This window comes from Bacteroides sp. AF20-13LB (assembly GCF_003603065.1).
Taxonomy (GTDB): Bacteria; Bacteroidota; Bacteroidia; order Bacteroidales; family Bacteroidaceae; genus Bacteroides; species Bacteroides uniformis.
The window spans coordinates 93,224-118,708 of the sequence record NZ_QTMH01000008.1 but is presented as its reverse complement, the minus strand read 5'-3'; the positions used below and the strand labels follow the sequence as shown (position 1 = coordinate 118,708).

17 protein-coding genes and 3 tRNA genes are annotated in these 25,485 nt (G+C 42.4%); 4 read left to right on the top strand and 16 right to left on the bottom strand.

The features are described from left to right. Positions 1–93: 93 nt before the first annotated feature. The gene (gene trmD, locus DWX62_RS10890; protein WP_005827773.1) at positions 94–771 is read right to left on the bottom strand and encodes a tRNA (guanosine(37)-N1)-methyltransferase TrmD; all 678 of its coding nucleotides are present in this window, start codon (positions 769–771) and stop codon (positions 94–96) included. Between the two features lie 89 nt (positions 772–860). Between trmD and ligA the strand changes: the two genes are divergently transcribed. Together ligA and dapA are read left to right on the top strand one after the other, a co-directional pair. After that, a complete protein-coding gene (ligA, locus tag DWX62_RS10885) occupies positions 861–2,858 on the top strand; it encodes an NAD-dependent DNA ligase LigA (RefSeq protein ID WP_117887236.1) in 1,998 nt (665 codons plus the stop codon). 103 nt (positions 2,859–2,961) lie between these two features. Further along, a complete protein-coding gene (gene dapA / locus DWX62_RS10880) occupies positions 2,962–3,855 on the top strand; it encodes a 4-hydroxy-tetrahydrodipicolinate synthase (RefSeq protein WP_005827769.1) in 894 nt (297 codons plus the stop codon). Positions 3,856–4,349: 494 nt separating this feature from the next. Here dapA and DWX62_RS10875 read toward each other — a convergent pair. The 6 genes from DWX62_RS10875 to DWX62_RS10850 form a co-directional block, all read right to left on the bottom strand. Next, positions 4,350–4,423 (bottom strand) — tRNA-Arg (locus DWX62_RS10875). A gap of 23 nt (positions 4,424–4,446) precedes the next feature. Beyond that, a tRNA-Arg gene (locus DWX62_RS10870) sits at positions 4,447–4,520 on the bottom strand. Between the two features lie 23 nt (positions 4,521–4,543). Further along, positions 4,544–4,617: transfer RNA gene (locus tag DWX62_RS10865), tRNA-Arg, on the bottom strand. Between the two features lie 75 nt (positions 4,618–4,692). After that, positions 4,693–6,990: a patatin-like phospholipase family protein gene (locus tag DWX62_RS10860; protein ID WP_008664510.1), complete on the bottom strand. Its 2,298-nt coding sequence runs from the start codon at positions 6,988–6,990 to the stop codon at positions 4,693–4,695. 181 nt (positions 6,991–7,171) lie between these two features. Further along, positions 7,172–9,220: a molecular chaperone HtpG gene (gene htpG, locus DWX62_RS10855; RefSeq protein ID WP_009038377.1), complete on the bottom strand. Its 2,049-nt coding sequence runs from the start codon at positions 9,218–9,220 to the stop codon at positions 7,172–7,174. Positions 9,221–9,331: 111 nt separating this feature from the next. Continuing rightward, the gene (locus DWX62_RS10850) at positions 9,332–11,860 is read right to left on the bottom strand and encodes an ATP-dependent Clp protease ATP-binding subunit (RefSeq protein ID WP_120172830.1); all 2,529 of its coding nucleotides are present in this window, start codon (positions 11,858–11,860) and stop codon (positions 9,332–9,334) included. 301 nt (positions 11,861–12,161) lie between these two features. Here DWX62_RS10850 and gyrA point away from each other — a divergent pair, with 301 nt between their 5' ends. Continuing rightward, positions 12,162–14,690 carry a DNA gyrase subunit A gene (gene gyrA, locus DWX62_RS10845; protein WP_005827761.1) on the top strand — a complete coding sequence of 843 codons (2,529 nt, stop codon included), beginning with the start codon at positions 12,162–12,164 and terminating at the stop codon, positions 14,688–14,690. Between the two features lie 30 nt (positions 14,691–14,720). Then, on the top strand, positions 14,721–15,962 hold the full coding sequence (locus DWX62_RS10840; RefSeq protein WP_005837195.1) for a tetratricopeptide repeat protein: 1,242 nt from the start codon (positions 14,721–14,723) through the stop codon (positions 15,960–15,962). A gap of 188 nt (positions 15,963–16,150) precedes the next feature. Here DWX62_RS10840 and DWX62_RS10835 read toward each other — a convergent pair whose 3' ends face one another. From DWX62_RS10835 to DWX62_RS10795, 9 genes are all read right to left on the bottom strand, one after another. Further along, positions 16,151–17,281, bottom strand: coding sequence for a universal stress protein (locus DWX62_RS10835; protein WP_005827758.1), 1,131 nt, complete (start codon positions 17,279–17,281; stop codon positions 16,151–16,153). Between the two features lie 80 nt (positions 17,282–17,361). Continuing rightward, the gene (locus DWX62_RS10830; protein WP_085929906.1) at positions 17,362–17,637 is read right to left on the bottom strand and encodes a DNA-binding protein; all 276 of its coding nucleotides are present in this window, start codon (positions 17,635–17,637) and stop codon (positions 17,362–17,364) included. Between the two features lie 249 nt (positions 17,638–17,886). Continuing rightward, positions 17,887–18,732: a tetratricopeptide repeat protein gene (locus DWX62_RS10825; RefSeq protein ID WP_022402395.1), complete on the bottom strand. Its 846-nt coding sequence runs from the start codon at positions 18,730–18,732 to the stop codon at positions 17,887–17,889. Positions 18,733–18,742: 10 nt separating this feature from the next. Beyond that, complete coding sequence (locus DWX62_RS10820; protein ID WP_120172829.1) at positions 18,743–20,587, bottom strand: BatD family protein; 1,845 nt, start codon at positions 20,585–20,587, stop codon at positions 18,743–18,745. Positions 20,588–20,608: 21 nt separating this feature from the next. Continuing rightward, positions 20,609–21,319, bottom strand: a complete 711-nt coding sequence (locus DWX62_RS10815; protein WP_008664501.1) for a tetratricopeptide repeat protein — start codon at positions 21,317–21,319, stop codon at positions 20,609–20,611. Next, a complete protein-coding gene (locus tag DWX62_RS10810; RefSeq protein ID WP_005827751.1) occupies positions 21,316–22,344 on the bottom strand; it encodes a VWA domain-containing protein in 1,029 nt (342 codons plus the stop codon). Before DWX62_RS10810 ends, DWX62_RS10815 begins: the two co-directional genes overlap by 4 nt. An 80-nt stretch (positions 22,345–22,424) precedes the next feature. Beyond that, the gene (locus tag DWX62_RS10805) at positions 22,425–23,408 is read right to left on the bottom strand and encodes a VWA domain-containing protein (protein ID WP_117681144.1); all 984 of its coding nucleotides are present in this window, start codon (positions 23,406–23,408) and stop codon (positions 22,425–22,427) included. Positions 23,409–23,503: 95 nt separating this feature from the next. After that, the gene (locus tag DWX62_RS10800) at positions 23,504–24,583 is read right to left on the bottom strand and encodes a hypothetical protein (protein WP_035448568.1); all 1,080 of its coding nucleotides are present in this window, start codon (positions 24,581–24,583) and stop codon (positions 23,504–23,506) included. Between the two features lie 7 nt (positions 24,584–24,590). Then, on the bottom strand, positions 24,591–25,460 hold the full coding sequence (locus DWX62_RS10795) for a DUF58 domain-containing protein (protein WP_005827747.1): 870 nt from the start codon (positions 25,458–25,460) through the stop codon (positions 24,591–24,593). Between the last annotated feature and the right edge of the window lie 25 nt (positions 25,461–25,485).

Here is a 25,485-nt window from a genome sequence, read left to right as displayed (position 1 = left end):
AGAATAACAAGAGATTGCCATTCGCAATATATATTCATAAAAAAGGACATTCATTGACGAATGTCCTTTTTCTTTTTATTTACATCAGTAAACTTACTCTCCCAACAAATCCGGACGCAATCTACGGGTCCTTTCCAACGACTGTTGCAGCTCCCATTCCTTAATCTTGGCCTCATGTCCGGAGAGTAAAATATCCGGAACCTTCCATCCATTGTAATCAGCGGGACGTGTATAGACCGGTGCGGCCAGCAGATTGTCCTGAAAAGAATCTGAAAGTGCAGACTGCTCATCAGAAATCACTCCCGGAATGATACGGATGATGGCATCTGCCATGACAGCCGCCGCCAGTTCTCCGCCAGTCAACACATAGTCGCCGATACTGATTTCCTTGGTGATGAGATGCTCGCGAATCCGGTAATCTATCCCTTTGAAATGCCCGCAGAGAATGATGAGATTCTGGGCAAGGGAAAGAGTATTTGCCATCGGCTGATTGAACTGCTCACCATCGGGGGTCGTAAAGATAACCTCGTCGTAATCCCGCTCGGCCTTCAAGGCGTTGATACACCGCTCTATCGGCTCTATCTTCATGACCATTCCGGCAAAGCCGCCAAACGGATAATCGTCTACACGACGGTACTTATCTTCCGTATAATCACGAAGATTATGGATATGTATCTCTGCAAGCCCTTTATTTTGAGCACGTTTCATAATGGAGCAGTTAAAGAATCCCTCAATCATCTCCGGCAAAACTGTGATAATGTCAATGCGCATATAACTTTATTTTAGCTATTTCAAGCTGCAAAAGTACAAATATTCGGGGAGAAACCCGTATTTTTGCGTTCAAACAATCCGAAAACCCTATGACTGTAAAAGAAAAAATAGACCAGCTCCGTGCGGAATTACACCAGCACAACTACAATTATTATGTGCTGAATGCTCCTGAAATATCCGACAAGGAGTTTGACGACCTGATGCACGAGCTACAAGACTTAGAGAAAGAACATCCTGAATACCAAGATGATAATTCGCCCACGATGCGTGTAGGGAGTGATTTGAATAAGAACTTCACACAAGTGGCACACAAATATCCCATGCTTTCATTGGGAAACACCTATTCTGAAAACGAAGTGACCGACTTTTACGAACGGGTAAAGAAAGCGTTGAATGAGGATTTTGAAATCTGCTGCGAGCTGAAGTATGACGGTACTTCCATCTCGCTGACTTACGAGGATGGCAAACTGGTGCGTGCCGTCACCCGTGGCGACGGCGAAAAGGGTGATGACGTGACGGACAATGTAAAGACAATCCGAACGATTCCACTGGTCCTCCATGGGAATTATCCTAAATCATTCGAAATCAGAGGGGAAATCCTGATGCCCTGGGTGGTTTTCGAAGAACTGAACCGGGAAAAGGAAGCACGTGAGGAACCGCTTTTCGCCAATCCGCGCAACGCTGCTTCCGGTACCTTGAAGTTGCAGAATTCCGCCATCGTAGCATCCAGAAAGCTGGATGCTTATCTCTACTATCTATTGGGAGAGGAATTGCCCTGCGACGGCCATTACGAGAATCTGCAAGCCGCCGCCAGCTGGGGATTTAAAACATCAGAGCACACCAGAAAAGCCCACAGCCTGGAGGAAGTCTTCGAATACATCAATTATTGGGACACGGAGCGTAAGAACCTTCCGGTAGCTACTGATGGTATTGTACTAAAAGTCAACAGCTTGAGACAACAAAAGAATTTGGGATTCACAGCCAAGTCCCCCCGGTGGGCCATCGCATACAAATTCCAGGCAGAACGTGCACTGACACGCTTGAATAGGGTTACCTACCAAGTAGGACGTACCGGCACAGTCACTCCGGTTGCCAATCTGGACCCCGTACAACTGTCCGGCACCATTGTGAAACGTGCCTCCCTGCACAATGCAGATATTATCGAGGGGCTGGACCTGCATATAGGCGACATGGTGTATGTGGAAAAAGGCGGTGAAATCATCCCCAAAATAACCGGTGTCGATAAGGATGCCCGCAGTATGCTTATCGGTGAAAAAGTGAAGTTCATCACCCATTGTCCCGAATGCGGCAGCAAACTGATACGTTTTGAAGGAGAAGCAGCCCACTATTGCCCCAATGAAACCGCTTGTCCTCCGCAGATTAAAGGGAAAATAGAGCATTTCATCAGCCGCAAAGCCATGAATATAGACGGACTGGGACCTGAAACAGTAGATATGTTCTACCGATTGGGGCTGATAAAGGATACTGCAGATTTATACCAGCTCAAAACCGATGACATCAAGAACCTGGAACGGATGGGCGAAAAATCGGCAGAAAACATAGTCAACGGTATTGCGGCAAGTAAAGAAGTGCCATTCGAAAGAGTGCTCTTTGCACTGGGCATACGCTTCGTGGGAGAAACGGTTGCCAAGAAAATAGCCAAGTCCTTTACGGACATCGAAGAGCTGGAAAACGCAGACCTCGAAAAGCTGAAAAACATCGATGAAATCGGTGAAAAAATAGCGCAGAGCATTATAACCTACTTCTCCAATCCTGTCAACAGAGAGCTGGTGGAACGGCTGAAATCGAACGGTCTGCAACTCCACCGGACAGAAGAAGACCTCAGCGGATACACCGACAAACTGGCGGGCCAGTCCATCGTCATCAGCGGCGTATTCACCCACCACTCACGGGACGAATACAAAGAGATGATTGAAAAGAACGGTGGAAAAAACGTCGGCAGTATCTCCTCCAAAACCAGCTTTATCCTGGCCGGAGAAAATATGGGACCTGCCAAACTGGAGAAAGCGCAGAAACTGGGAGTAAAGATTATGAGCGAAGATGAGTTTTTGGCATTGATATCCTAACAAATTTCCACAAAAAGCTTTTTTATGGCTTATATTTGTAGGGTAAATCGAAAAAATTCGTACTTTTGCGAGTCATTTAATTAGAGATTACTTTATAATACTCATGATACAGACAAGATTGAAAGGAATGGGGGTAGCGCTGATTACTCCATTTAAAGAGGATGAAAGCGTTGATTACGATGCGTTGATGCGTTTGGTAGACTATCAACTTCAAAACAATACCGACTTTTTATGTGTGCTCGGCACCACGGCAGAAACTCCGACTCTGACTGAAGAAGAGAAAAAGAAAATCAAGAAAATGGTCATCGAGCGAGTGAACGGAAGAATTCCTATCCTGCTGGGCGTAGGTGGAAACAACACCCGGGCCATAGTGGAAACACTGAAAAATGACGATTTCACCGGAGTAGATGCCATTCTATCCGTCGTTCCATATTACAACAAGCCATCGCAAGAAGGTATATATCAGCATTATAAGGCCATTTCTGAAGCAACGGATTTGCCGATTGTGCTTTATAATGTCCCCGGTCGTACCGGCGTGAACATGAAGGCAGAAACAACCCTGCGCATTGCACGTGATTTCAAGAATGTGATAGCCGTCAAAGAAGCTTCGGGCGACATCACGCAGATGGACGACATCATCAAAAACAAACCGGCCAATTTCGACGTTATTTCGGGCGATGACGGCATCACCTTCCCTCTGATTACCCTGGGGGCCGTCGGCATTATCTCGGTCATCGGAAACGCGTTCCCACGTGAGTTCAGCCGTATGGTACGTCTGGCACTGCAAGGGGACTATGCCAATGCATTGACCATTCACCACAAATTTGCCGAATTATTCAAGCTTCTGTTTGTAGACGGCAACCCTGCCGGAGTAAAAGCCATGCTGAATGTAATGGGAATGATTGAGAACAAGCTCCGCCTGCCATTGGTGCCGACCAGAATCACTACTTTCGAAGCCATGCGCAAGATTCTGGATGAATTGAACATCAAATGCTAAGGCCTTATACCGCCCCTATAGGATATTAATTTCCAGTATACAACATATTAATATCAGATATGCAAGGAGTTAATTTTGTGGAAACACGGAATTAACTCCTTCTTTTTTTCCTATGTGACTATATTTATCAGTACAATAATCCCAAAACAGTCTACTGATTACGTTATAAAGCAAAAAGACATCTGGTTAAATCGAGAAAAAGACGTCTCTAGCTCAATCAAGACAAGACTATTATTTCAGCTAATCTATTAGTTCACAACACTGAACACTTTGTTTCAGCAGAGAAAAACACTTTGTTTTTATATGATGGAACAAAGTGTTCAGTCAAGGGAAACAAAGTGTTCTCCATAATGAAACAAAGTGTTTAGTTAAGGGAAACAGTTTGTTTCATTATGGAGAACACGCGCCAGTGCCATACAAGGGAAGAACATCAACTATATGCCATTGCTGTAAAAACAAAGAACCTCCGCAAGTTTTCTTGCGGAGGTTCTTTGTGATCGCGACAGGATTCAAACCTGTAACCGGCTGATCCGTAGTCAGCTACTCTATTCAGTTGAGCTACGCGACCCTTAAAAAAATTATGAAAACTTGTGACCGCGACAGGATTCAAACCTGTAACCGGCTGATCCGTAGTCAGCTACTCTATTCAGTTGAGCTACGCGACCCTTAAAAAAATTATGAAAACTTGTGACCGCGACAGGATTCAAACCTGTAACCGGCTGATCCGTAGTCAGCTACTCTATTCAGTTGAGCTACGCGGCCTCTTTGTTTAACGGGTGCAAAGATACGTACTTTTTCCGAATTAGCAAACGATATACAAACTTTTTTTGAAGAAATTTATTCGACAAAGCGATAATTAAACAACTGCCAGCCGATGGTCATCCCCACATTCCACTCCCTTCTCGGTGAGCTATAATGATTTACATAAGCAGAGATGGCTCCGAAGGGCAAATGACAAATAACAGAAACTTCTCCCATATACTCAAAGCGGGAGAATGCTTTTCCATAATATGCTTTATTCAATGCATTCTTTTTTATCGGAAAAATCGGTGTAAAGCCATAAAATTCTGTCCGGAACTGGAACATGTCGTTCAAAACATATATGGGTTTGATACCGGCAGCCACATACTGGTTGGCACGAAAAGCTTCATTGTACATCAGTTTACTATGCGGAGTCGGTGCAAATTCTCCTGCCTGCATCATGGTTGCCGTATAATTCTCAGAGAAATTTTTCGACGAATACAGTGCTTCTGCCATCCATCCCAGGGTGAACTTCGGCCCCATTGTGTGATATGCCTCTTTCATATAAGAAATTTGCAACCATGATTGCCGTTCTTGCGGAGAAGGACTGTACCCTTCTTGCGGATTCCCCGGTTCAAATCTTTCCCTCCCGGTAAATACCTGGGCTATCAGTTTCTCCAGATAGCCTTTTGTCGCGTATTGCCGCGTATTCAGGGTACTCCCATAGAAACCGATGGAACCTCCCAAAAGTTTGTAGGTACTTCTGTCCGAACGGTCCTTATCGAAATCTATTACGCTGGATTGAAAGTAGTTATCTTCCAGTTGGCCATATCCCAGACTGAACTCCGCACGCTTATTGGCCAAAAACGGCAAGGCAACCATCAACTTCACAAAACGTTCGTCCTTTGAATTGAATGAAGGTTTGTCATTCCTGGAAAACAGCTTGTCCTTCTTGTAGTAATCGAAGGTACTGATTGAAGCAATAAAACGAAAGGACGTAGATATGTGGGTAGGCAAATCAATCTTACCCATCAACTGGGCATTATTATAAATCTTACCCAACTGACCGTCAAAAGTGATTTCCTTGGAATAATAATTCAAGTTCTGATATCCTATTCCCAAATAGATTTGATTTGAGCTCGTGGTAGAGACACTGCCCCCCAGACGCACGGAAAAATTATCCTCCATCTTCACCTTCAAATGCAGCTCATACAAATCGGATTCCGAATCATACACAGCATGAGGAACTATTTCCGAAATCATATTATCTGCCAGCAAACGAAAATACCCGCGCTTCAAGTCTTCATAAGTAAAGACTTCATGCTCTTCATCATGGAACTCTTTTTTGATGTAGGCTTGCTGTTGGGCATTCGCCCCTTCAATAATGATATCCCGAAAACGGAATTGAGGCAGGTTACTCCGGAAGACAAGACGCCTCAAACGCACATTATCAGCATTCACCCTACGATGAACACGGCTTTTGATGGAATCCATCATATTAAGGGTACGATTGTAACCTATATCGTGCAATTCCTGCAGACGGTCAAAATCCAGCAAGTTGACATCATCATATTTGAAGGTCATGACTATACCCAACGAGTCCGGAATGGAGTAATCGGTCTTCTGCATAATCATATTCTCCAATTGGCTCATCAGGTCATTCTCCTTCGGCTTACCGGGATTGGCCGCTACCACACTGCCAATAATGACATCCGGATGAAAATCCTCCCGCATCACATCCGTAGGGAAATTATTGTAAATGCCGCCATCATAAGCAAGCGTACTGTCTATTTCTATCGGTTTGAAGACAAATGGAAAGCTCATGGAAGCACGTACCGCATCTCCCAAATCCCCTTTACTCAATACCAATGGCTTTTTATTGTACACATCGGATGCTATACAGCGAAAAGGAACAAACAGTTTGTTGAAATTACCGCCACATGCAGCCGTAGCACGTGCAAACAATTCCACAAATACCAGGTTCATCTGTATGGGGTTGACCATGCTTGTGGGAAGTATCTGGGGCTTTATATGCAGCGAGTCCCTAAAAGCAAAACGGATATTAAAAAATTCCGGTGAAGGACGATTCTTCTTAAAATAATACTCGTATTTAGGCTCCACTTTGCCCGAATACCAACGCTTAAAGTCGGGAGAGCGCAACAGCGCCTCCATATCGTCCGGGGAATACCCCATAGCATACAGAGAACCGATGATAGCTCCCATAGAGGTTCCGGTTATATAATCAATGGGGATATTATTCTCTTCCAAAGCCCGGATAATGCCTATATGAGTCATGCCTTTTGCTCCACCGCCACTCAGTACAAGCCCCACTTTCTGAGCTTGTAAAATAAAGCCACATAGAAGAAACGAAAAAAACAATAAAACTCTTTTCATAACTATGCTATTCCGAGTAAGATAAATGTTCATTGCCCCAAATATAAACAATAGTTTCTAAAAATGCCGTATTCAACGAAGAAAATCACACCCTAATTGGTGAAAATGAATAAAAAAAGGGTATTGCGACTCCGAAGAATCACAATACCCTTGCATATATTAAATGCAAATTTAAAGGGGCTTATTTTATCAGGTCAATGCTTCTCTTGACAAAGTTGTTCAAAGCTTCACCTTTCAACATACCATTCTGCAGCAGTGCCAAATCTATCAGTTGACGGACAACCTTATTCTTGGCAGCATAATCGGCGAAGATGCCTTCTTTCTGTGTTTTCAGTTCGTCCCACTTCTTATCCAGCTCATTCACTTTATCCTTTTCGGCAGTCGGTATATCCTCATCTTTCTTGCCTTCCTGCTTCTTTTTCAGGTCAGTACGCTGCTTGTTCACTTCATCCATCTCTGCCTGAACCGGAGCAACGGCAGCAGCACATTCCTTATCTTCATCTGCCAGAACTTCTTTTACCAGCTTATGGTCTGAATTCAATACCAGGTTAAACATATCCGGCATTTCGCCATAGAAGCTCATTCCAGCCTGGATATTCGCCATTTCCTTCATACGGCGCATGTACTCGCTCTGAGTTATCATGATAGGAGTGGCATTTTCGCCCAAAGCCTGCGCCGTGATGTTGAACTCCGTCTTATCCATCTTGGGCAACTGGCTCTTGAAGATGGAAGAAAGAACTTCCTGCTTGCCGGCTTCCAACGCTTCGTTCTTCTTGTCTTCCTTGACAATCAGATTATCAATAATATCGCTGTCTACACGAGTGAAGCGAACCTTTTCGAACTTCTGTTCCAACATGCTCACCACCGCAATGTCCAGCTGTCCATCCATCAACAGCACATTGTATCCTTTATTCGTAGCGGCCTCTATGTAGCTGTATTGTTCATCTTTATTGTTGGCATACAGATAAATCAGATTTCCATCCTTATCCGTCTGGTTATCTTTAATCAACGTCTTATACTCTTCGAAAGTATAATATTTGCTGTCTGTATCGGTGAAAAGGGCAAAATCCTTGGCTCTATCATAGAAATCTTCCTGCGTAAGCATTCCGTAGTTGATGAAGATTTTCAAGTCATTCCACTTTTCCTCAAACTGTTTACGGTCATTCTTGAAGATAGACTGCAAACGGTCTGACACCTTCTTCGTGATATATGTAGAAATCTTCTTCACGTTGGCATCGCTCTGCAAATAAGAACGGGAAACGTTCAATGGAATGTCCGGTGAATCGAGCACACCATGCAGCAGGGTCAAGAAGTCGGGAACAATACCTTCTACCGAATCCGTCACATATACCTGGTTGCAATAAAGCTGAATCTTATTCTTGTTCAACTCGATGTTGCTTTTCACTTTGGGGAAGTACAGAATACCGGTAAGGTGGAACGGATAATCCACATTCAGATGAATCCAGAATAAAGGTTCGTCGGACATAGGATAAAGGTCACGGTAGAACTTCTTGTAATCTTCATCTTTCAATTCGCTGGGTTTCAGCGTCCACAACGGGTTGGAGTCATTGATGATATTATCCTCGGCAGTTTCAACCTGCTTGCCGTCTTTCCATTCTTTCTTCTTGCCGAATGCAACCGGAATAGGGAGGAAGCTGCAATACTTCTTCAACAAAGAAGAAATGCGCGCTTCTTCAAGGAACTCCTTGCAGTCATCGTCTATATAGAGAACGATATCCGTACCACGTTCAGCCTTATCAGTGTCTTCAATCGTAAACTCCGGACTGCCATCGCAAGTCCACTTTACAGCCTGGGCGCCTTCCTGATAGGACTTAGTGATGATTTCGACTTTCTTGGCAACCATAAAAGCCGAATAGAACCCCAATCCAAAATGACCGATGATGGCATTGGCATCGTTTTTATATTTCTCAAGGAAGTCATTGGCACCAGAGAAAGCTATCTGGTTAATATACTTGTCTATTTCTTCAGCCGTAAGCCCAATACCATGATCGGACACCGTAATGGTATCTTTTCCCAGCGAAACATGTACGGTTAAATCGCCAACTTCACCCTTGAACTCACCGATAGAGGAGAGTGTTTTCAGCTTCTGTGTAGCATCAACCGCGTTAGAAACCAACTCACGGAGAAAAATTTCATGATCACTATACAAGAATTTTTTAATGACGGGGAAGATATTCTCAGTAGTTACCCCAATATTACCTTTTTGCATACTACATTTATATTTTTTAGATTTATATTTTTAATTATTCCGGCAGATATAGCACAAAAAAAATGCCAGCCCATAAGGACTGACATTTTGACGGTTTTTATAAAGAACTGCTTATACCTTCTTGATGCTCAGCTCATCTTTTTCTTTGTCTACTGATACATTTACCGTATCACCCGGCTGTAACTCTGCCGCCACTATCAGCTCGGAAAGTCCATCCTCCAAGTGGTTCTGAATGGCACGCTTCAATGGGCGCGCACCAAACTGTACATCGTACCCTTTCGAAGCAAGGAATGTCTTTGCATCATCCTCCACAACCAGCTTGTAACCAATTGCTTCAACCCGTTCGTACAAGCCTTTCAGCTCAATGTCCACAATCTTTGTGATAGCCTCCAAGGAGAGCTGGTCGAAAGTAATGATTTCATCCAAACGATTCAAAAATTCGGGAGCAAAAGTCTTGTTCAGAGCCTTTTGTATCACACTGCGCGAATGTTCATTGTCATCCGTGCGGTTTTGCGCCGCAAAACCTACGCCACGGCCAAACTCCTTCAACTGCCGCGTACCGATATTGGAGGTCATAATGATAACCGTATTCTTGAAATCGATGGTTCTGCCATAATTGTCAGTCAAACGACCTTCATCCAGTACCTGGAGCAAGATGTTGAACACGTCCGGATGGGCTTTCTCAATCTCATCCAGCAAGACAATGGAATACGGCTTGCGACGCACCTTTTCAGTCAACTGGCCGCCTTCCTCATAGCCCACATATCCCGGAGCGGCACCAATCATACGAGATACGGTGTATTTCTCCATATACTCGCTCATATCGATACGTATCAAGGCATCGGCAGAGCCAAACATATATTTTGCCAATTGCTTTGCCAAATGCGTCTTACCCACACCAGTAGGGCCAAGGAACATAAAAGTTCCGATGGGATGGTTCGGGTCTTTCAACCCTACACGGCTACGCAAGATTGCTTTGGTAAGTTTCTCTATCGCAGCATCTTGAGCTATCACCTTCGCCTGTAGTTCTTCCTTCATTCCGGCCAGTTTAAGTCCTTCTGCCTGCGCCATGCGCTGTACGGGTACACCGGACATCATTGAAATAACATTGGCTATTTCCTCTTCACCTACCGTTTGGCGGTCATCCTTCAAACGGGCTTCCCACTCAACCTTCATCTCCTCCAAGCGGACAGAAAGTTCCTTCTCACGGTCGCGGTAGCTGGCAGCCAGCTCAAAATTCTGTGACTTTACAGCTTCAGCCTTCAGGCTACGTGCCTCTTCAATCAGCTTTTCCTGTTCCTCAATTTCTTTCGGAACATTAATATTCGTCAAATGCACACGCGAACCCGCCTCGTCCAAAGCATCAATAGCTTTATCCGGGAAGTTGCGGTCGGTTATATAGCGTGCTGACAACTTGACACATGCTTCCAAGGCTTCATCCGTGTAGCTCACGTTATGATGGTCTTCATACTTCTCCTTGATATTCTTCAATATCTGAAGCGTTTCTTCAGCTGTGGTAGGCTCTACAATCACCTTTTGGAAACGACGTTCCAAAGCACCGTCTTTCTCGATATTCTTTCTGTATTCATCGAGAGTGGTAGCTCCAATACACTGTATTTCACCACGCGCTAAAGCTGGTTTCAGCATATTGGCAGCATCCATGGAACCGGCAGCAGCACCGGCACCTACAATCGTATGGATTTCATCGATGAAAAGGATGACATTCGGATTTTTCTGCAACTCGTTGATGATAGAGCGGATACGTTCCTCAAACTGACCACGGTATTTTGTTCCCGCCACCACAGAGGCCATATCAAGCATCACCACGCGCTTTTCAAACAAAATGCGCGAAACTTTCTTTTGCACAATACGCAATGCCAAACCCTCTACGATGGCAGATTTTCCGACTCCAGGTTCACCGATAAGCACCGGATTGTTCTTCTTACGGCGGCTCAAGATTTGCGCCAGACGTTCAATCTCGCGTTCGCGACCCACAACCGGGTCCAGCTTGCCTTCTTCGGCAGCCCGCGTCATGTCTACGCCGAAATTGTCCAGCACAGGAGTATCATTGGACGGCTTTCTGGATGCAGCCTGTGCAGCCGAAGCCGAACCAGCTCCCCCAGTACGGGAGGAGCGGGACATATTCATATCTTCTTCATCCTCTTCATCATCCTCGGTGAATCCCATTCCCGCATTCGGATTGGTCGATTTCATCGAAAGCTGTTCAAATACAGCCTGATAATCCACCCGGTGTTCTTCCAAAACAGTTGCAGCAAGATTGTCGCCATCTTTCAAGATAGCCAGCAATACATGTTCCGTATCGGCAGTTGCACTTTTCAGCAAACGCGCTTCAAGCATACACATCTTCAATATCTTAGCCGTCATCGGGGACAAGGGCACTTCAGCGTCCGGCAAGAGAGTATCGTCCTCGGCATCCTTTAGGAAACCCTCCAGACGACTTTTTACTCGTTTTAAATCTATATCAAGTTTCAACAATATTTCAATAGCTTTTCCTCCGCCATCACGCAGCATGCCGAGCAGAAGGTGTTCCGGACCAATATAGCGATTTCTCAATCGATTGGCTTCTTCCTTGCTATAAGTAATTATGTCTGAAACTCTTTGTGAAAATTGATTGTTCATATTTTATAATTCTCCTCAATTAAAAAGGTTATCCACGACAAAGATACGCATTTATTAATTCAGCGTATCATATTTAACTGATTTAATAGTATACAAATCCCGTGCCATAAATTTCAAATCTGTTTTTCCACTTTATACCTTATATATTAATAGCAATTTGGTGAGGAAGGGAGGGAGTACTTCCATATTTATGTTGCAGGCAACAAAGTTTATGGAGGAAAACTTTTGTATATCGTAAAAAAGCAGTACTTTAGCGTGGTTTTTCACGAACCCGAAAATGTATAATTAATAATCTTTTTAAATGCTTGAACAAGACAGAATTATAAAGATTAACATCGAGGAGGAAATGAAGTCATCGTACATTGACTACTCTATGTCGGTCATTGTTTCACGTGCCCTTCCGGATGTTAGAGATGGTTTTAAACCCGTTCACCGAAGAATTCTTTTCGGAATGATGGGATTAGGAAATACCTCCGACAAACCTTATAAAAAATCAGCCAGAGTTGTAGGTGAAGTATTAGGTAAATATCACCCTCATGGCGACTCGTCCGTTTACGGAGCTCTTGTACGTATGGCTCAGCCTTGGGCAATGCGTTACATGTTGGTAGATGGACAAGGTAACTACGGTTCAGTAGACGGTGACAGTGCTGCTGCCATGCGTTATACAGAGTGTCGTTTGCGAAAAATTGGTGAAGACATGATGACAGACCTTGAGAAAGAGACTGTTGACATGCAGAACAATTTCGATGACTCTTTGCAAGAGCCTACCGTCATGCCGGCCCGTATTCCGAATCTTTTGGTAAATGGTGCATCTGGTATTGCCGTAGGTATGGCTACCAATATGCCGACCCATAATCTATCTGAGGTTATTGACGCTTGTATTGCATACATTGAAAACAATGACATCGATATAGAAGAGCTGATGACGTATGTCAAAGCTCCTGATTTCCCGACCGGAGGCTATATATACGGTATGAGCGGTGTTCGCGAAGCCTATCTCACGGGACGCGGACGTGTCATAATGCGTGCTAGAGCCGAAATTGAGACTGGTTCGACGCACGATAAAATCGTTGTGACAGAAATTCCCTATGGTGTCAACAAAGCTGAATTGATTAAGAATATAGCCGATCTGGCCAACGAAAAGAAAATTGAAGGTATTGCCAATGCTAATGACGAATCCGACCGTGAAGGTATGCGTATCGTTATTGATGTAAAACGTGATGCAAATGCCAGCATTGTACTCAACAAGCTCTACAAGATGACAATGCTGCAGACATCTTTTGGTGTGAACAATGTTGCATTGGTACATGGCCGTCCACGTCTGTTGAATCTGAAAGATTTGATAAAACACTTCGTTGAGCACAGACACGACGTAGTCATCCGCCGTACTCAGTATGATTTGCGCAAGGCCAAAGAACGTGCACATATTCTGGAAGGATTAATCATTGCATCTGATAATATCGACGAAGTAATCAAGATTATCCGTGCTGCTAAAACCCCGAATGATGCTATATCAGGTTTGATGGAGCGATTCCAACTCAGTGAAATTCAGTCACGTGCCATTGTTGAAATGCGTTTGCGTCAGCTCACAGGATTGATGCAAGACCAGCTGCACGCCGAATATGAGGAAATTCAGAAGCAGATTGCTTATTTGGAAGAAATCCTTGTCAATGACGAACTCTGCCGCAAAGTCATTAAAGATGAACTGATTGAAGTAAAAGAGAAGTATGGTGACGAACGTCGCTCGGAAATTGTCTATTCATCAGAAGAATTCAATCCGGAAGACTTCTATGCAGATGATGAAATGATTATCACCATCTCGCACATGGGATACATCAAACGCACACCGCTGAGCGAATTCCGTGCGCAAAACCGTGGTGGGGTAGGCTCCAAAGGTACCGAAACCCGCGATGCAGACTTTGTAGAGCATATTTATCCTGCAACCATGCATAATACCATGATGTTCTTTACACAGAAAGGTAAGTGTTACTGGCTGAAGGTATACGAAATCCCCGAAGGTACTAAGAATTCGAAAGGTCGTGCCATCCAGAATTTGTTGAATATCGACTCTGACGATGCTGTAAACGCCTATTTGCGCGTGAAGAACCTGAACGACCAAGAATTTATCAACAGCCATTATGTATTGTTCTGTACTAAGAATGGTGTCATTAAGAAAACATTGCTTGAGCAGTATTCACGTCCTCGCCAAAATGGTGTAAATGCTATCACTATCCGTGAAGACGACCGTGTAATCGAAGTGCGTATGACAAACGGCGACAATGAAATCATCATTGCCAACCGTAACGGACGTGCCATTCGTTTCCATGAAAGTGCTGTGCGCGTTATGGGACGTACTGCCACCGGTGTACGTGGTATGACATTGGATGAAGACGGTCAAGACGAAGTAGTAGGTATGATATGCATCAAAGATCCTGAAGCGGAAACAATTATGGTTGTATCGGAACAAGGATATGGCAAACGTTCGGATATTGAAGATTATCGCAAGACCAATCGTGGAGGTAAAGGTGTGAAAACAATGAATATCACCGATAAAACGGGTAAATTAGTAACTATCAAGTCTGTTACAGATGAAAATGACTTGATGATTATTAATAAATCCGGTATTACCATCCGTCTGAAAGTCGCCGATGTTCGTATCATGGGACGTGCTACACAAGGTGTGCGTCTAATCAACCTTGAGAAACGTAATGACGAAATCGGCTCTGTATGTAAAGTCACTTCAGAAAATGAAGAGGAACTTATAGAGGAGGGGGAAGAAAATACCCTTGAAAGCCCTCAGAACGAGGTAAACAATGAAAATGAAGAATAGACATAATATTAATTTAAATTTTCTACAATCATGAAAAGAGTATTATTTTCAATGGTTTTACTACTTGTCGCAAGCTTTACTTTCGCCCAAGAAAAGAACGTAAAAGAGGCTAAAAGTATTGCTAACGGAGTAAATCCTGACTTTGCCAAAGCAGAGGAACTGATAAATCAGGCTTTAACCAATCCCGAAACAAAGGACAATGCCGAAACGTGGGATGTAGCAGGTCTTATCCAAAGAAAAAGAAGTGAGAAAGAAATGGAAAATGCCTATCTGAGAAAACCTTATGACACTCTTCAGGTATATAATAGCGCATTGAACATGTGTAAATTCTACTTCAAATGTGACGAATTGGCACAAATTCCCAATGAAAAGGGCAAAATCAAGAATAAATATAGAAAATCTAATTCTGCTACAATTTTAGCAGAACGCGGTAATCTGATCAATGGCGGTATCCAATTCTTTAATTTGGCCTCACAGAAAGAAGGCGATGCAGCCAATGAAGACAATAAAAAAGCATTAGATTTCTTTGCAACATACATTGATATTGCTATCAACCCGATGTTTGAAAAGGAAAATCTATTACAAACAGATACTGTATTACCCCAAATAGCATATTATGCAAGTTTAGCAGCTGCTAAGATGGAAGATTATCCTAGTATTTTGAAGTATGCTCCTTATGCGCAAGATGATAAAGAAGTTGGGAAATACGCAATGGAATTTATCTCTACTGCATTGAAAGCTGAAGGTGATACTGTTAAATGGATTGCTTCTTTAAAAGAAGGTATCCAGAAATATCCTGAACATTCATTCTTCTTCGGTCACTTGATTGATTATTATAGCAATAACAACAAATATGACGAAGCTATGCAGTTTGCTGATGATATGTTGGCTAAAGATCCTAACAATACATTCTATTTGTATGTAAAAGGCTACCTTTATCACAATATGAAGGACTATGATAAAGCTATTGAATTCTATAAAAAAACTATAGAAGTAGATCCTAATTATGCAGAAGCATACTCTAATTTAGGCTTGATTTACTGCTTACAAGCACAAGATTTCTCAGAAAAAGCAACTACAGATATTAATGATCCGAAGTATAAAGAAGACCAGGCTACTCTGAAGACTTTCTATGAAAAGGCAAAACCTTATTATGAAAAGGCAAGAGAACTGAAACCTGATCAAAAAGATTTGTGGTTAAATGGTCTGTATAGAGTGTATTATAATTTGCAAATGGGCCCTGAATTCGAAGAAATTGAAAAGTTGATGTAATACTTTCATAATAATAAAAGCCTAATTAAATTATTAATTAGGCTTTTATTATTGTTATATCATTAAGTAAAGAATGTTATTTCTTAAGTGAGGGAGAGAAGAAATTAAAATTAGATTAAATTATTCCAGCGCTATATTAAACATAATGCTGATATTGAATAGAAACCATATATACCTATATTCAACACCTAATTCGGTCTTCCGTAAATTACCAACAATGGTGTATCAGAATGGAAAATCATCTTTCTGGCAATGCCAGGGTTAAATAAGCGCGAAAATATATTTCTTTTATAAGAAGTTAATGTTATAATATCAATATGATTACTTTTGATATAACTGTCTAAACTACTAAGCAGATTATCGTTCTTTACCACATCATAGTATATTTCCAATTGTGGATATTGTTTTTGAAAATATTCCTTAATACCAGCCAGTTTTATTTCATTCCATGTATTCTGAACATCTGAAAGATGTATCAGAGACACTGAAAACTTAAATGATTTCAGATTATTTATTAGCGAATCAAAAGCTATTAAATCACGTTGATCAAAATTAGTAATGAATGCAATACGCTTAGCTTCAGAAAATTGCTTGAATGGAGTATTTTCAGGAATGGCCAATACCGGTACACGGCTACGTTCAATCACTTCAGCCGTTACACTGCCGATCAAATCAATATCCTTCTGACTTTTACCACGAGTTCCCATTATGATAATGCGTGGCCGATATTCCTTGGTATAGCGGAGTACCTCTTCTTCAGGAATACCTTCACGCAAAACACAAGTATATTTAATATCTGGAAACTCGCCGGAAGCTACCTTCTCTTTTACTTTATCAGATAATGCATTCAAATCAGCATGAACTTTTTGTAAGATACTCCTTACATTCTCCTCATCACTTAGCTGATAGTTAAATACGTCTCCGTATGGCAAAGAAGTTGCATATATAGGAGTAAAATAAACATGTAGCAAAACAACTTCTGCACCTATATTCTGAGCGAAATTGAAACCGAACTCGCAAGCCTTCAAAGAATAATTGGAAAAATCCACTGGAATCAGCACTTTATTACTAACCTTCTCCAGTTTAGGTGACTTCCCCCCCACTACCTCTTCAGATAACCACGCAGAGCTTTCAGTAATTTTCAGAGCATGAGGTAAGTCACTCTCCTTAATACGTACACGTACGCCAGAAGAAACAACCGGTTGTATCTGGTTTACATTGTGAATATAAGTCTCAATACCTTCATTTTCAAGAACATTTTTCAATATTTGAGCTTTCGCGTACGTTAAGATTGCCAAAGTAACTAATTTATCTTCCATATATCATTGATTTTGAGATTAAAACAAACAAGAAATCCCAATTGTTGTCAGCAATTGGGATTCTATCTAACTTTCTCTTCTTAAGCTCGAACAGCTTCTTCAGTCTTACCTGCCATTTCATCTAAAATTTTTAAAGCTCGCTCTAAAACAGTAGTATCATCAATCATAACCAATCCACCATCTGGTCCAGGTTCCAAGTGAATCCCAACACTTTTCCCCTCCTTAAAATTGTGTCCACCGAAAAAATTTCTTACAGTGTCAACATTCAGTCCAAGTTCATCGGCTATTCTATGCATACTACCACTAGGCAATGAGTCTTTAATCTTACGTAATTCATTAAATGTTATTGTTCTCATATTCATAAATTTAATGGTTAATACTCTGTACTTTTTATTATCACGCTATAAACTTAAGGAAAAAAAAGGATAAAACAAACTATTTCTTTATCTTTTTTCAAAAAGAATATTGCCTCTCCAAAAAATAATCATTTTCAAGTATGCAGAATTATAAGTACAGAGAAAAAGCTCCTAAAAATAGACAGAAACAGCTCGTATAAAGCAGAATTATCGGGTTTATACGAGCTGTTTTTAGAATACAGGGAAAATTTAAATACCTTCTATGGCAGAAGCTGGAACCCACCCTACTTTACCATCTTCCAAACGAATTTCTTTCCATTCACGCATAGAGTTGTCTTTTATCTCAACTTTACGTCCCTCATGAAGAATGAACAGACTTGTACCACTTTCACTGGGAGTACTACGCACTGTGACACTAGGTGCCAACACTATAGCTTCGTTACGTTCCATCAGTTCGCCTTTTTGCTGAGCAGCAAACACATTACTCAATATAACAAGAACCAGGAATACTATTCCTGCAATAAATCCCACTTTCTTTCCCGTAATCTGTTTTGAAAAGAAAAAGAGATAGAACGAAACGAGTAATAGTACAAAGAACACAATCCCCAACTTAGCCCATGCGTCTACGCTAAGACAATTAATCAACGATTTAGTCCAAGATACAAAGAAAACCTCAGGAATTGGGATTACCTTATCGATTGTCTTAGAACGTGCTATCTCCAAATTTGCACGAATATCAGCATTACCAGGTTCCAACAACAAGGCACGCTCATAATTCAATATAGCTCTTGCTATATCATCTGCCTTATAATAACTGTTGCCAAGATTATAATAGACCTCTGCAGCCTCTCCCTTCTTTAACAGATTCTCATATATTTGAATGGCAGAAGCATAATCATTCCGTATATAAGCGCTGTCACCTTCAGCCTTTGTCACATTGCTTTCTTGCCTTGCAGCAGAGAATTCCGCATGTGAACCGACGGATGTAGAGTCACTAGCAGTCTGTAATGTATCTACAGATGCAGAATTCTGCCCATAGGCAGTAATTGCCATCACTAGACTAAGAGTAAAAAACAATATTTTATTCATTACCATTTCCTCCTGATTAATGTTTTATCGAGTTTTCCATTTTACTGATAACTTCCAAAGAAGCTGAATATACCTTATCCATAGCCTGGTTATCATCACCCGGAGCAAAGCGGGCAAACTCACAGTTATTCAATGCATCGAGGAATTCCTTTATCAACGCATCATTCACACCATAATTACGAAGTTCCTCTTCGATATTATCCTTAGACAAACGGGATACCGGAATGTTCAGTTTATCACTGATATACCCCCAAAGAGCCTTCAAAACCTCATCATAAAACGCATCTTTCTTATTCTCAACCAATAATTTACCAGCTTGCTTCATACGTTTCACCGCCACTTTATTGGCTTTCTTGGTACGCATCTTTGCTACATTTGCATTGGCTGCTATTTGCTTACGATAGATGATAAAGAATGTAATGAATGCAATACCCGGTATCAAATAAAGTAACCAATACGTCAACGAACCGAAGAAGAAATCACCTTTGGGAGACAGAGTAACATTATTCTGCTTGATAAAACGAATATCCTCGTTCAATACTTTCAACTCTTCCTTGCTTGTAAAGTTTGCAATAGTCTGAGCAGCATTGCCTGCTCCCTTTTCCACATGCAATTCATACTCTTCCGTAGTCAACGTTTTATACGAACGGGAATTAATATCAAAATAACTGAACTTTACGGCAGGAATCTTATAAGTTCCCGCATTACGAGGAATTGCCAGATACTCAATGACCTTGCTACCGGAGAGGCCCGAATTTGTCAGACGGAATTTATTGTCCACCTTCGGATCATATACTTCAAAATCCTCGGGGAATTTAACTTCCGGATTAGAGAGCAATTTCAGATTACCGGTACCAGAAATGACAAGTTTGACAGTAACAGCATCATTGGTCTTGACATTTGTACTATTGATAGAAGAAGTTATATTGAACTCTCCCACTCCTCCCGAAAAATCGGCTGGCTTACCTGCCGGCAAGGGCTTTACGTCAATTGTCAGTTGCGGAGTCAAAATTGTCTTTTTAACTTCTACGTAATTGCTTCCTCCATTGAAAAATGCCTCGAACGGATCAGCAACTTGTGTAGCCTTTGCAATGGAAGCATCAAAGCGTGCTGCATCAATTGTCAGCTTACCGTCTTGTTGCGGGAACAACACAAACTGACGATAGATTGTAGACTGATAATTTCTACCTTTATAATGCTCCAATCCCCATCTTCTGTCATTAGGCAATTCTACTTCCTGAGAATGGAATCCTTTGAAGTCAGGCAATTTCACATTATCAAACATACGTAAGTCCACCAAGGTATATATCTTGTATGTCAGCAGAAAAGCCTCTTGTTCATACACCGTCATCTTACTGGCAGTAGCTGTAATAAACAAATCACTATTCGATACAGATGTCCCGGAAGAAGCGCGGCTGGCAGTGCCCTCACTCTGTTTGCCACCATTTCCAGAAGCTCCATTAGCAGCCTGATCTGCCGGAAGAACCCTTACTTGTACAGAATTCGAAACCATTTGGTTACCATCAGCAGTGATAGTGGCTCCTGGAATAGTAAAATCACCTTCTGCAGTCGCCATTAAAATATAAGTGAATGTAATACTGCTGGTTGAAGTCGTCTGCCCATTAATCATCTGCACGCTACTCTGTTGCGAGCGGCTGGGCCCCATCAACACATCAAATCCCTTCATAGAAGGAGCACGAAAGTCCCTTACCTTTTGTGTAGTCACCGTATACGACAGTCTGAACTGGTCTCCTACCGCCACAGCGTCAGGAGCGGACGCAGTAAACGATACCTTGCCATCGGCAAAGGCATTCATACTGACTGCAATCAGTGCTATCCATAAGAAAACTATTTTTCTCATATATTATTCCTATTATGTTTGTTACCAATCTTTTTCCAGACGACCTCCTTGAAGTACCTGCTGCTTTTTCACTTTATCCTGCACATCCTTCTCGTCTTGCATGACAGAGTTTAACAGCTGCTCGGCATTTTCCTTAGACATCTCATTATCTTTCTTTTCCGGCTGAGAAGGTTGTTGTTGCTGGTCTTGATTCTGTTGCTGGTCTTTCTGCTGATCCTGCTGTTTATCCTGCTCCTTCTGTTGGTCCTGTTTATCCTGATCTTGATTCTGATCCTGGTTCTGCTGCTGGTCTTGCAATTGTTTCTGTGCCAAAGCAAGGTTATAGCGCGTTTCATCATCTTTCGGATTATTGCGTAACGACTCCTTATAGGCTTCTACCGCCTTTGCATAATCCTTCTGAGAATGAAAGATGACTCCCATATTATGATAAATCTGTGCTAAGTTCGATTTGTCCTTTTCTATCTTGGTAGCTCCCACATATTGCTCCATCGCTTCCTGCAGCTTGTTCTGCTGGGTCAATGTATTTCCCAGGTTGAACATGGAAACCGTTGACTTCGGGTTTACCTCCAAAGCCTTCCGATAGTTCACTTCTGCATCCACATATACGCTATCCTTAAAAAAACGGTTTCCCTTACGGATATAATCGCGTTCCGCCTTCTGTGCAGAAGCTGAAACTGCCACTAACAGCAGCAAAACTATTCCAATATACTTTTTCTGTAACATACGCATCATTTCTTATTAGAGAATAAATGAATGTTGCGGAACAGAGGATTCTTGCGCTCCAATATCAACATCTCAGCCAGTAACAACAGCAGAATAATCCATGCCACTGCCTGAAACTGTTCATTGAATTCCGTGTACACCTGTGTTTCCACATCTGCCTTTGCCATCTTGTTGATTTCCTGACTAATCGCTTTCTGTGCACCGTTGGTATTGTCTACGCGCACATAAATACCATTTCCTGCCTGAGCAATTTCCTGACACATCTGCTCATTCAAGCGAGTAACGATTACATTACCTTCACGATCACGACGATAATCATTAGTACCCTCTATTGGAATGGGGGCACCCTCAGGCATACCTACCCCTAATACATTGACCTGGATACCTTTCTCTGCAGCAGCCTTAGCAGCTTCTACGGCACCACCTTCATGGTTTTCACCGTCGGTGATGACAATAACAGTACGTCCCACTCCTTCTTGAGGTGTAAAACTCCGGGCAGCCAGATTTATTGCAGCTCCAATTGCCGTACCTTGCTTGGAAATCAGCGAAGGGTCGATGGACTCCAAAAACATCTTGGCAGAAATATAATCACTCGTAATAGGTAACTGGGTAAATGCGTCACCTGCAAAAACAATCATACCGACCTTGTCATTCTGCATCTTATCTACCAACTGCGCCACCAGCCGTTTTGCCTTCTGCAAGCGGCTTGGCTGTACGTCTTGTGCCAGCATGGAATTGGATATATCCAACGCAATCATCACTTCCACTCCCTGGCGTTTTACCGTCTCCAGTTTGGAACCAAACTGCGGACGTGCCAGCAGTACCGTGAACAACCCGATAGCCGCAAAAACCAACCAAAACTTCACATCCGGACGGTATTTGGAAACATCCGGCATTAGCTGTGCCATCAGTATAGGGTCACCAAATTTACGAATGGCTTTCCTCCTCCGATAATTGGAGTACAAGTAGAAGGCCGCCAATAAAGGCAGCAGCAGCAACAAGTACAAATATGCAGGTTCTTCAAATCGAAACATCTTTTTATTTACAATTTAGCAATTTACAATTTACAATTTGGCTACGCAATGACTGATACACTAAAAGACATTCTCCGTTTTTACGGTATCTTCTTCAATATAGAGTTGCGTAACAGTACCTCCAGTAATACACACAAGAAAGCAGCCAACGCAAACCAGCGGTACTCTTCCTGGCGCTTGCTGTATTCTTTTACATTCAATTTTGTTTTCTCCAGCTTGTCTATCTCCTCGTACACTTCCTTCAACTTCGAGTTGCTGGTGGCACGGAAATAGTTACCTTCCGTTGTTCCGGCAATCTGTGTCAAAGTCTTTTCATCAATTTCGACGGGCATATTGACATATTGCACTGTTCCGCCTACCGGATAAGGATAAGGAGCCATACCATTGGTTCCTACCCCAATAGTATAAACGCGAATGCCAAAACTCTTGGCTATTTCAGCAGCCGTCAAAGGAGAAATATCACCTTTATTATTGACACCGTCCGTCAGCAGAATAATGACTTTCGACTTTGCCTTGCTATCCTTCAAACGGGTAACGGCATTGGCAATACCCATACCGATTGCCGTTCCGTCTTCAATCAGCCCACACTTCATATCTTTAAGCAAGTTCAACAATACGGCATGGTCTACTGTCAACGGACATTGCGTAAAGCTTTCTCCAGCAAACAAAGTTATACCTATATTGTCATTCGGACGTCCGTTAATAAACTCTGCCGCCACATCCTTCGCCGCTTCCAACCGATTAGGTTTCAGGTCTTCGGCCAGCATACTGGTAGAAACGTCCATAGCAAGCATGATATCAATACCCTCAATCTCACTGTTCTGCCAGCTATCGGTGGTTTGCGGACGTGCCAAAACAAGAATAATCAGTATCAAGGCAATTATCCGCAATACAAACGGTACATGCAACAAATAGTTCTTATAGCTTTTAGGGGTATGGGCATACACACGGGCATCCGAAATCTGAAGCGTAGCTTCACTACTCTTCCGCTTCATAATATACCATACTATATAAGGTATAAGCAACAGCAGCAAAAATAAATATTCAATATTGGCAAAAACCATATTTATGTACGATTTAACGATTTACAATTCAGCTTCGCTCCAAACATCCTTCATTTTTCACTCATGTATATCCGATTGAAGTCACTTTTCCAGCATTAAGCAAAATAATTATACAACTCCAATCCGATATATATCAATGAACAGGCAAGAGCTACAGCCAACACCACAATACCCGCTCCCAGCAAAATCTTGGTACGCAAAGAACGTTTCTCGATAATGGTAATCTCAGTAGGCTGCGGCTTGGCATTCTCCTCTTCTTTCTCCTTGGTTTCATTAATAAAGTCAATGGCATTAATCAAGTTAGCGTCATTTTCGTTCATCAATGGATTATGCTTGGCAAATTTCACCAAATCAGCAGTCTGGAACAATTCACGCAAATCTGATATAGCTTCCTTATCTTTCATTTCCAGCAACTTATCTATGATTTCCGTAGAAGTCATTTCCAAAGCATTGAAACCAAAACGGTCTTTTATATATGTACGAAGAGCATCAGTCAATTCCGTATAATATTCCTTCGGTTCCCCTTTCTGCCATACCTTCTCATTCTTGATACGTTCTATCTCCTGCATAGCCAACTGATGGGGAGGCAGCTTAGGTTCTACCTTCACCTTACGGATAATAGGCTTATTGTCGAAGAAGCGCATTATCAGATAGACAAGTAATATCCCTATCGGGATAATCAGCGCACCACAAGCCATAAGACCATACCAGTCTTCCCAGGCAAAAGGCGCTTGCATCACTGTTTTGGGACCGAAGAACTGTTCCGGATTCTCCGGGTCTAACGGGACATTCACCGAATATACTTTCAAGGCCAACGCTTTGGAGCGATACTTCTCATTATCCACTGTCACTTCCATAGGCGGCAGATAATAAAGAGCCGAGTCGAAAGAGGTAACTGTATACTCTTGAGTTATCAATGCACGCCGGCCATCATTCAGCAGTTGCGTATCCAGCTTGGCCACATCAATAATTTCAACCCCATTCACCAGCGTATCGGTATATACCGGGAATATGGCACGCTTATCGGCATCCAGAGATACTTGAAGCTTTATCTTTGCCTGCTCTCCAATAAGAATCTGCAAAGAGTCAATCGTAGCATCTACCGTTACCGACTGGGCTACTACCCTTCCCGACCATGCTATCAATAACGCTATCAGAAATAAATATCTTTTCATTTTCCGATTAATTTCGTTTCGCAAACAAATTCATCAATGCCTTGACATAATCCTGGTCGGTACGTACCGACACATTGTCGACATTACTCTTGGTAAACGTTTCATTCAATTCCGCCTGCTTGTTCACCCACCAATCATGATGGGCACGGCGCACGGCACGCGAGGAGGTGTCAATCCACTGCTCATGTCCCGTCTCGGCATCCCTAATCTTCATCAGTCCCACGGGTGGCAATTCTTCCACACGACGGTCGTACACCTGAACGGCAACCAGGTCATGCTTACGATTGGCAATGGTCATGGCGTTCTTGAAACTTTCCTGGTCGATGAAGTCGGACAAGACAAATGCCGTGCAACGGCGTTTCATCACATTCGTCAGATATTCCAATCCCAAACGGATGTTCGTCCTCCGGCTTTCCGCATGAAAATCTATCAGTTCGCGGATGATGTAAAGTATATGCTTACGTCCCTTCTTGGGCGGAATAAACTTCTCAATCCGGTCCGAAAAGAAGATGACACCAATCTTGTCATTATTCTGAATGGCAGAGAATGCCAGTGTAGCGGCAATTTCCGTCACCATATCCTTCTTCATCTGCTTTACCGTACCGAACTCCAAACTACCGGAAACATCTACCAACAACATCACTGTCAATTCGCGCTCCTCCTCAAACACCTTGACGTAAGGCTTGTTGAAGCGGGCGGTCACATTCCAGTCAATGTCGCGTATGTCATCGCCAAACTGATACTCGCGCACCTCGGAGAATGCCATACCTCTACCCTTGAAGGCAGAGTGATACTGCCCGGCAAAGATATTGTTGGACAATCCGCGCGTCTTTATCTCAATCTGACGGACTTTCTTCAAAAGTTCTGTTGTTTCCATTGATTTATTTTAATAATCTCATTTA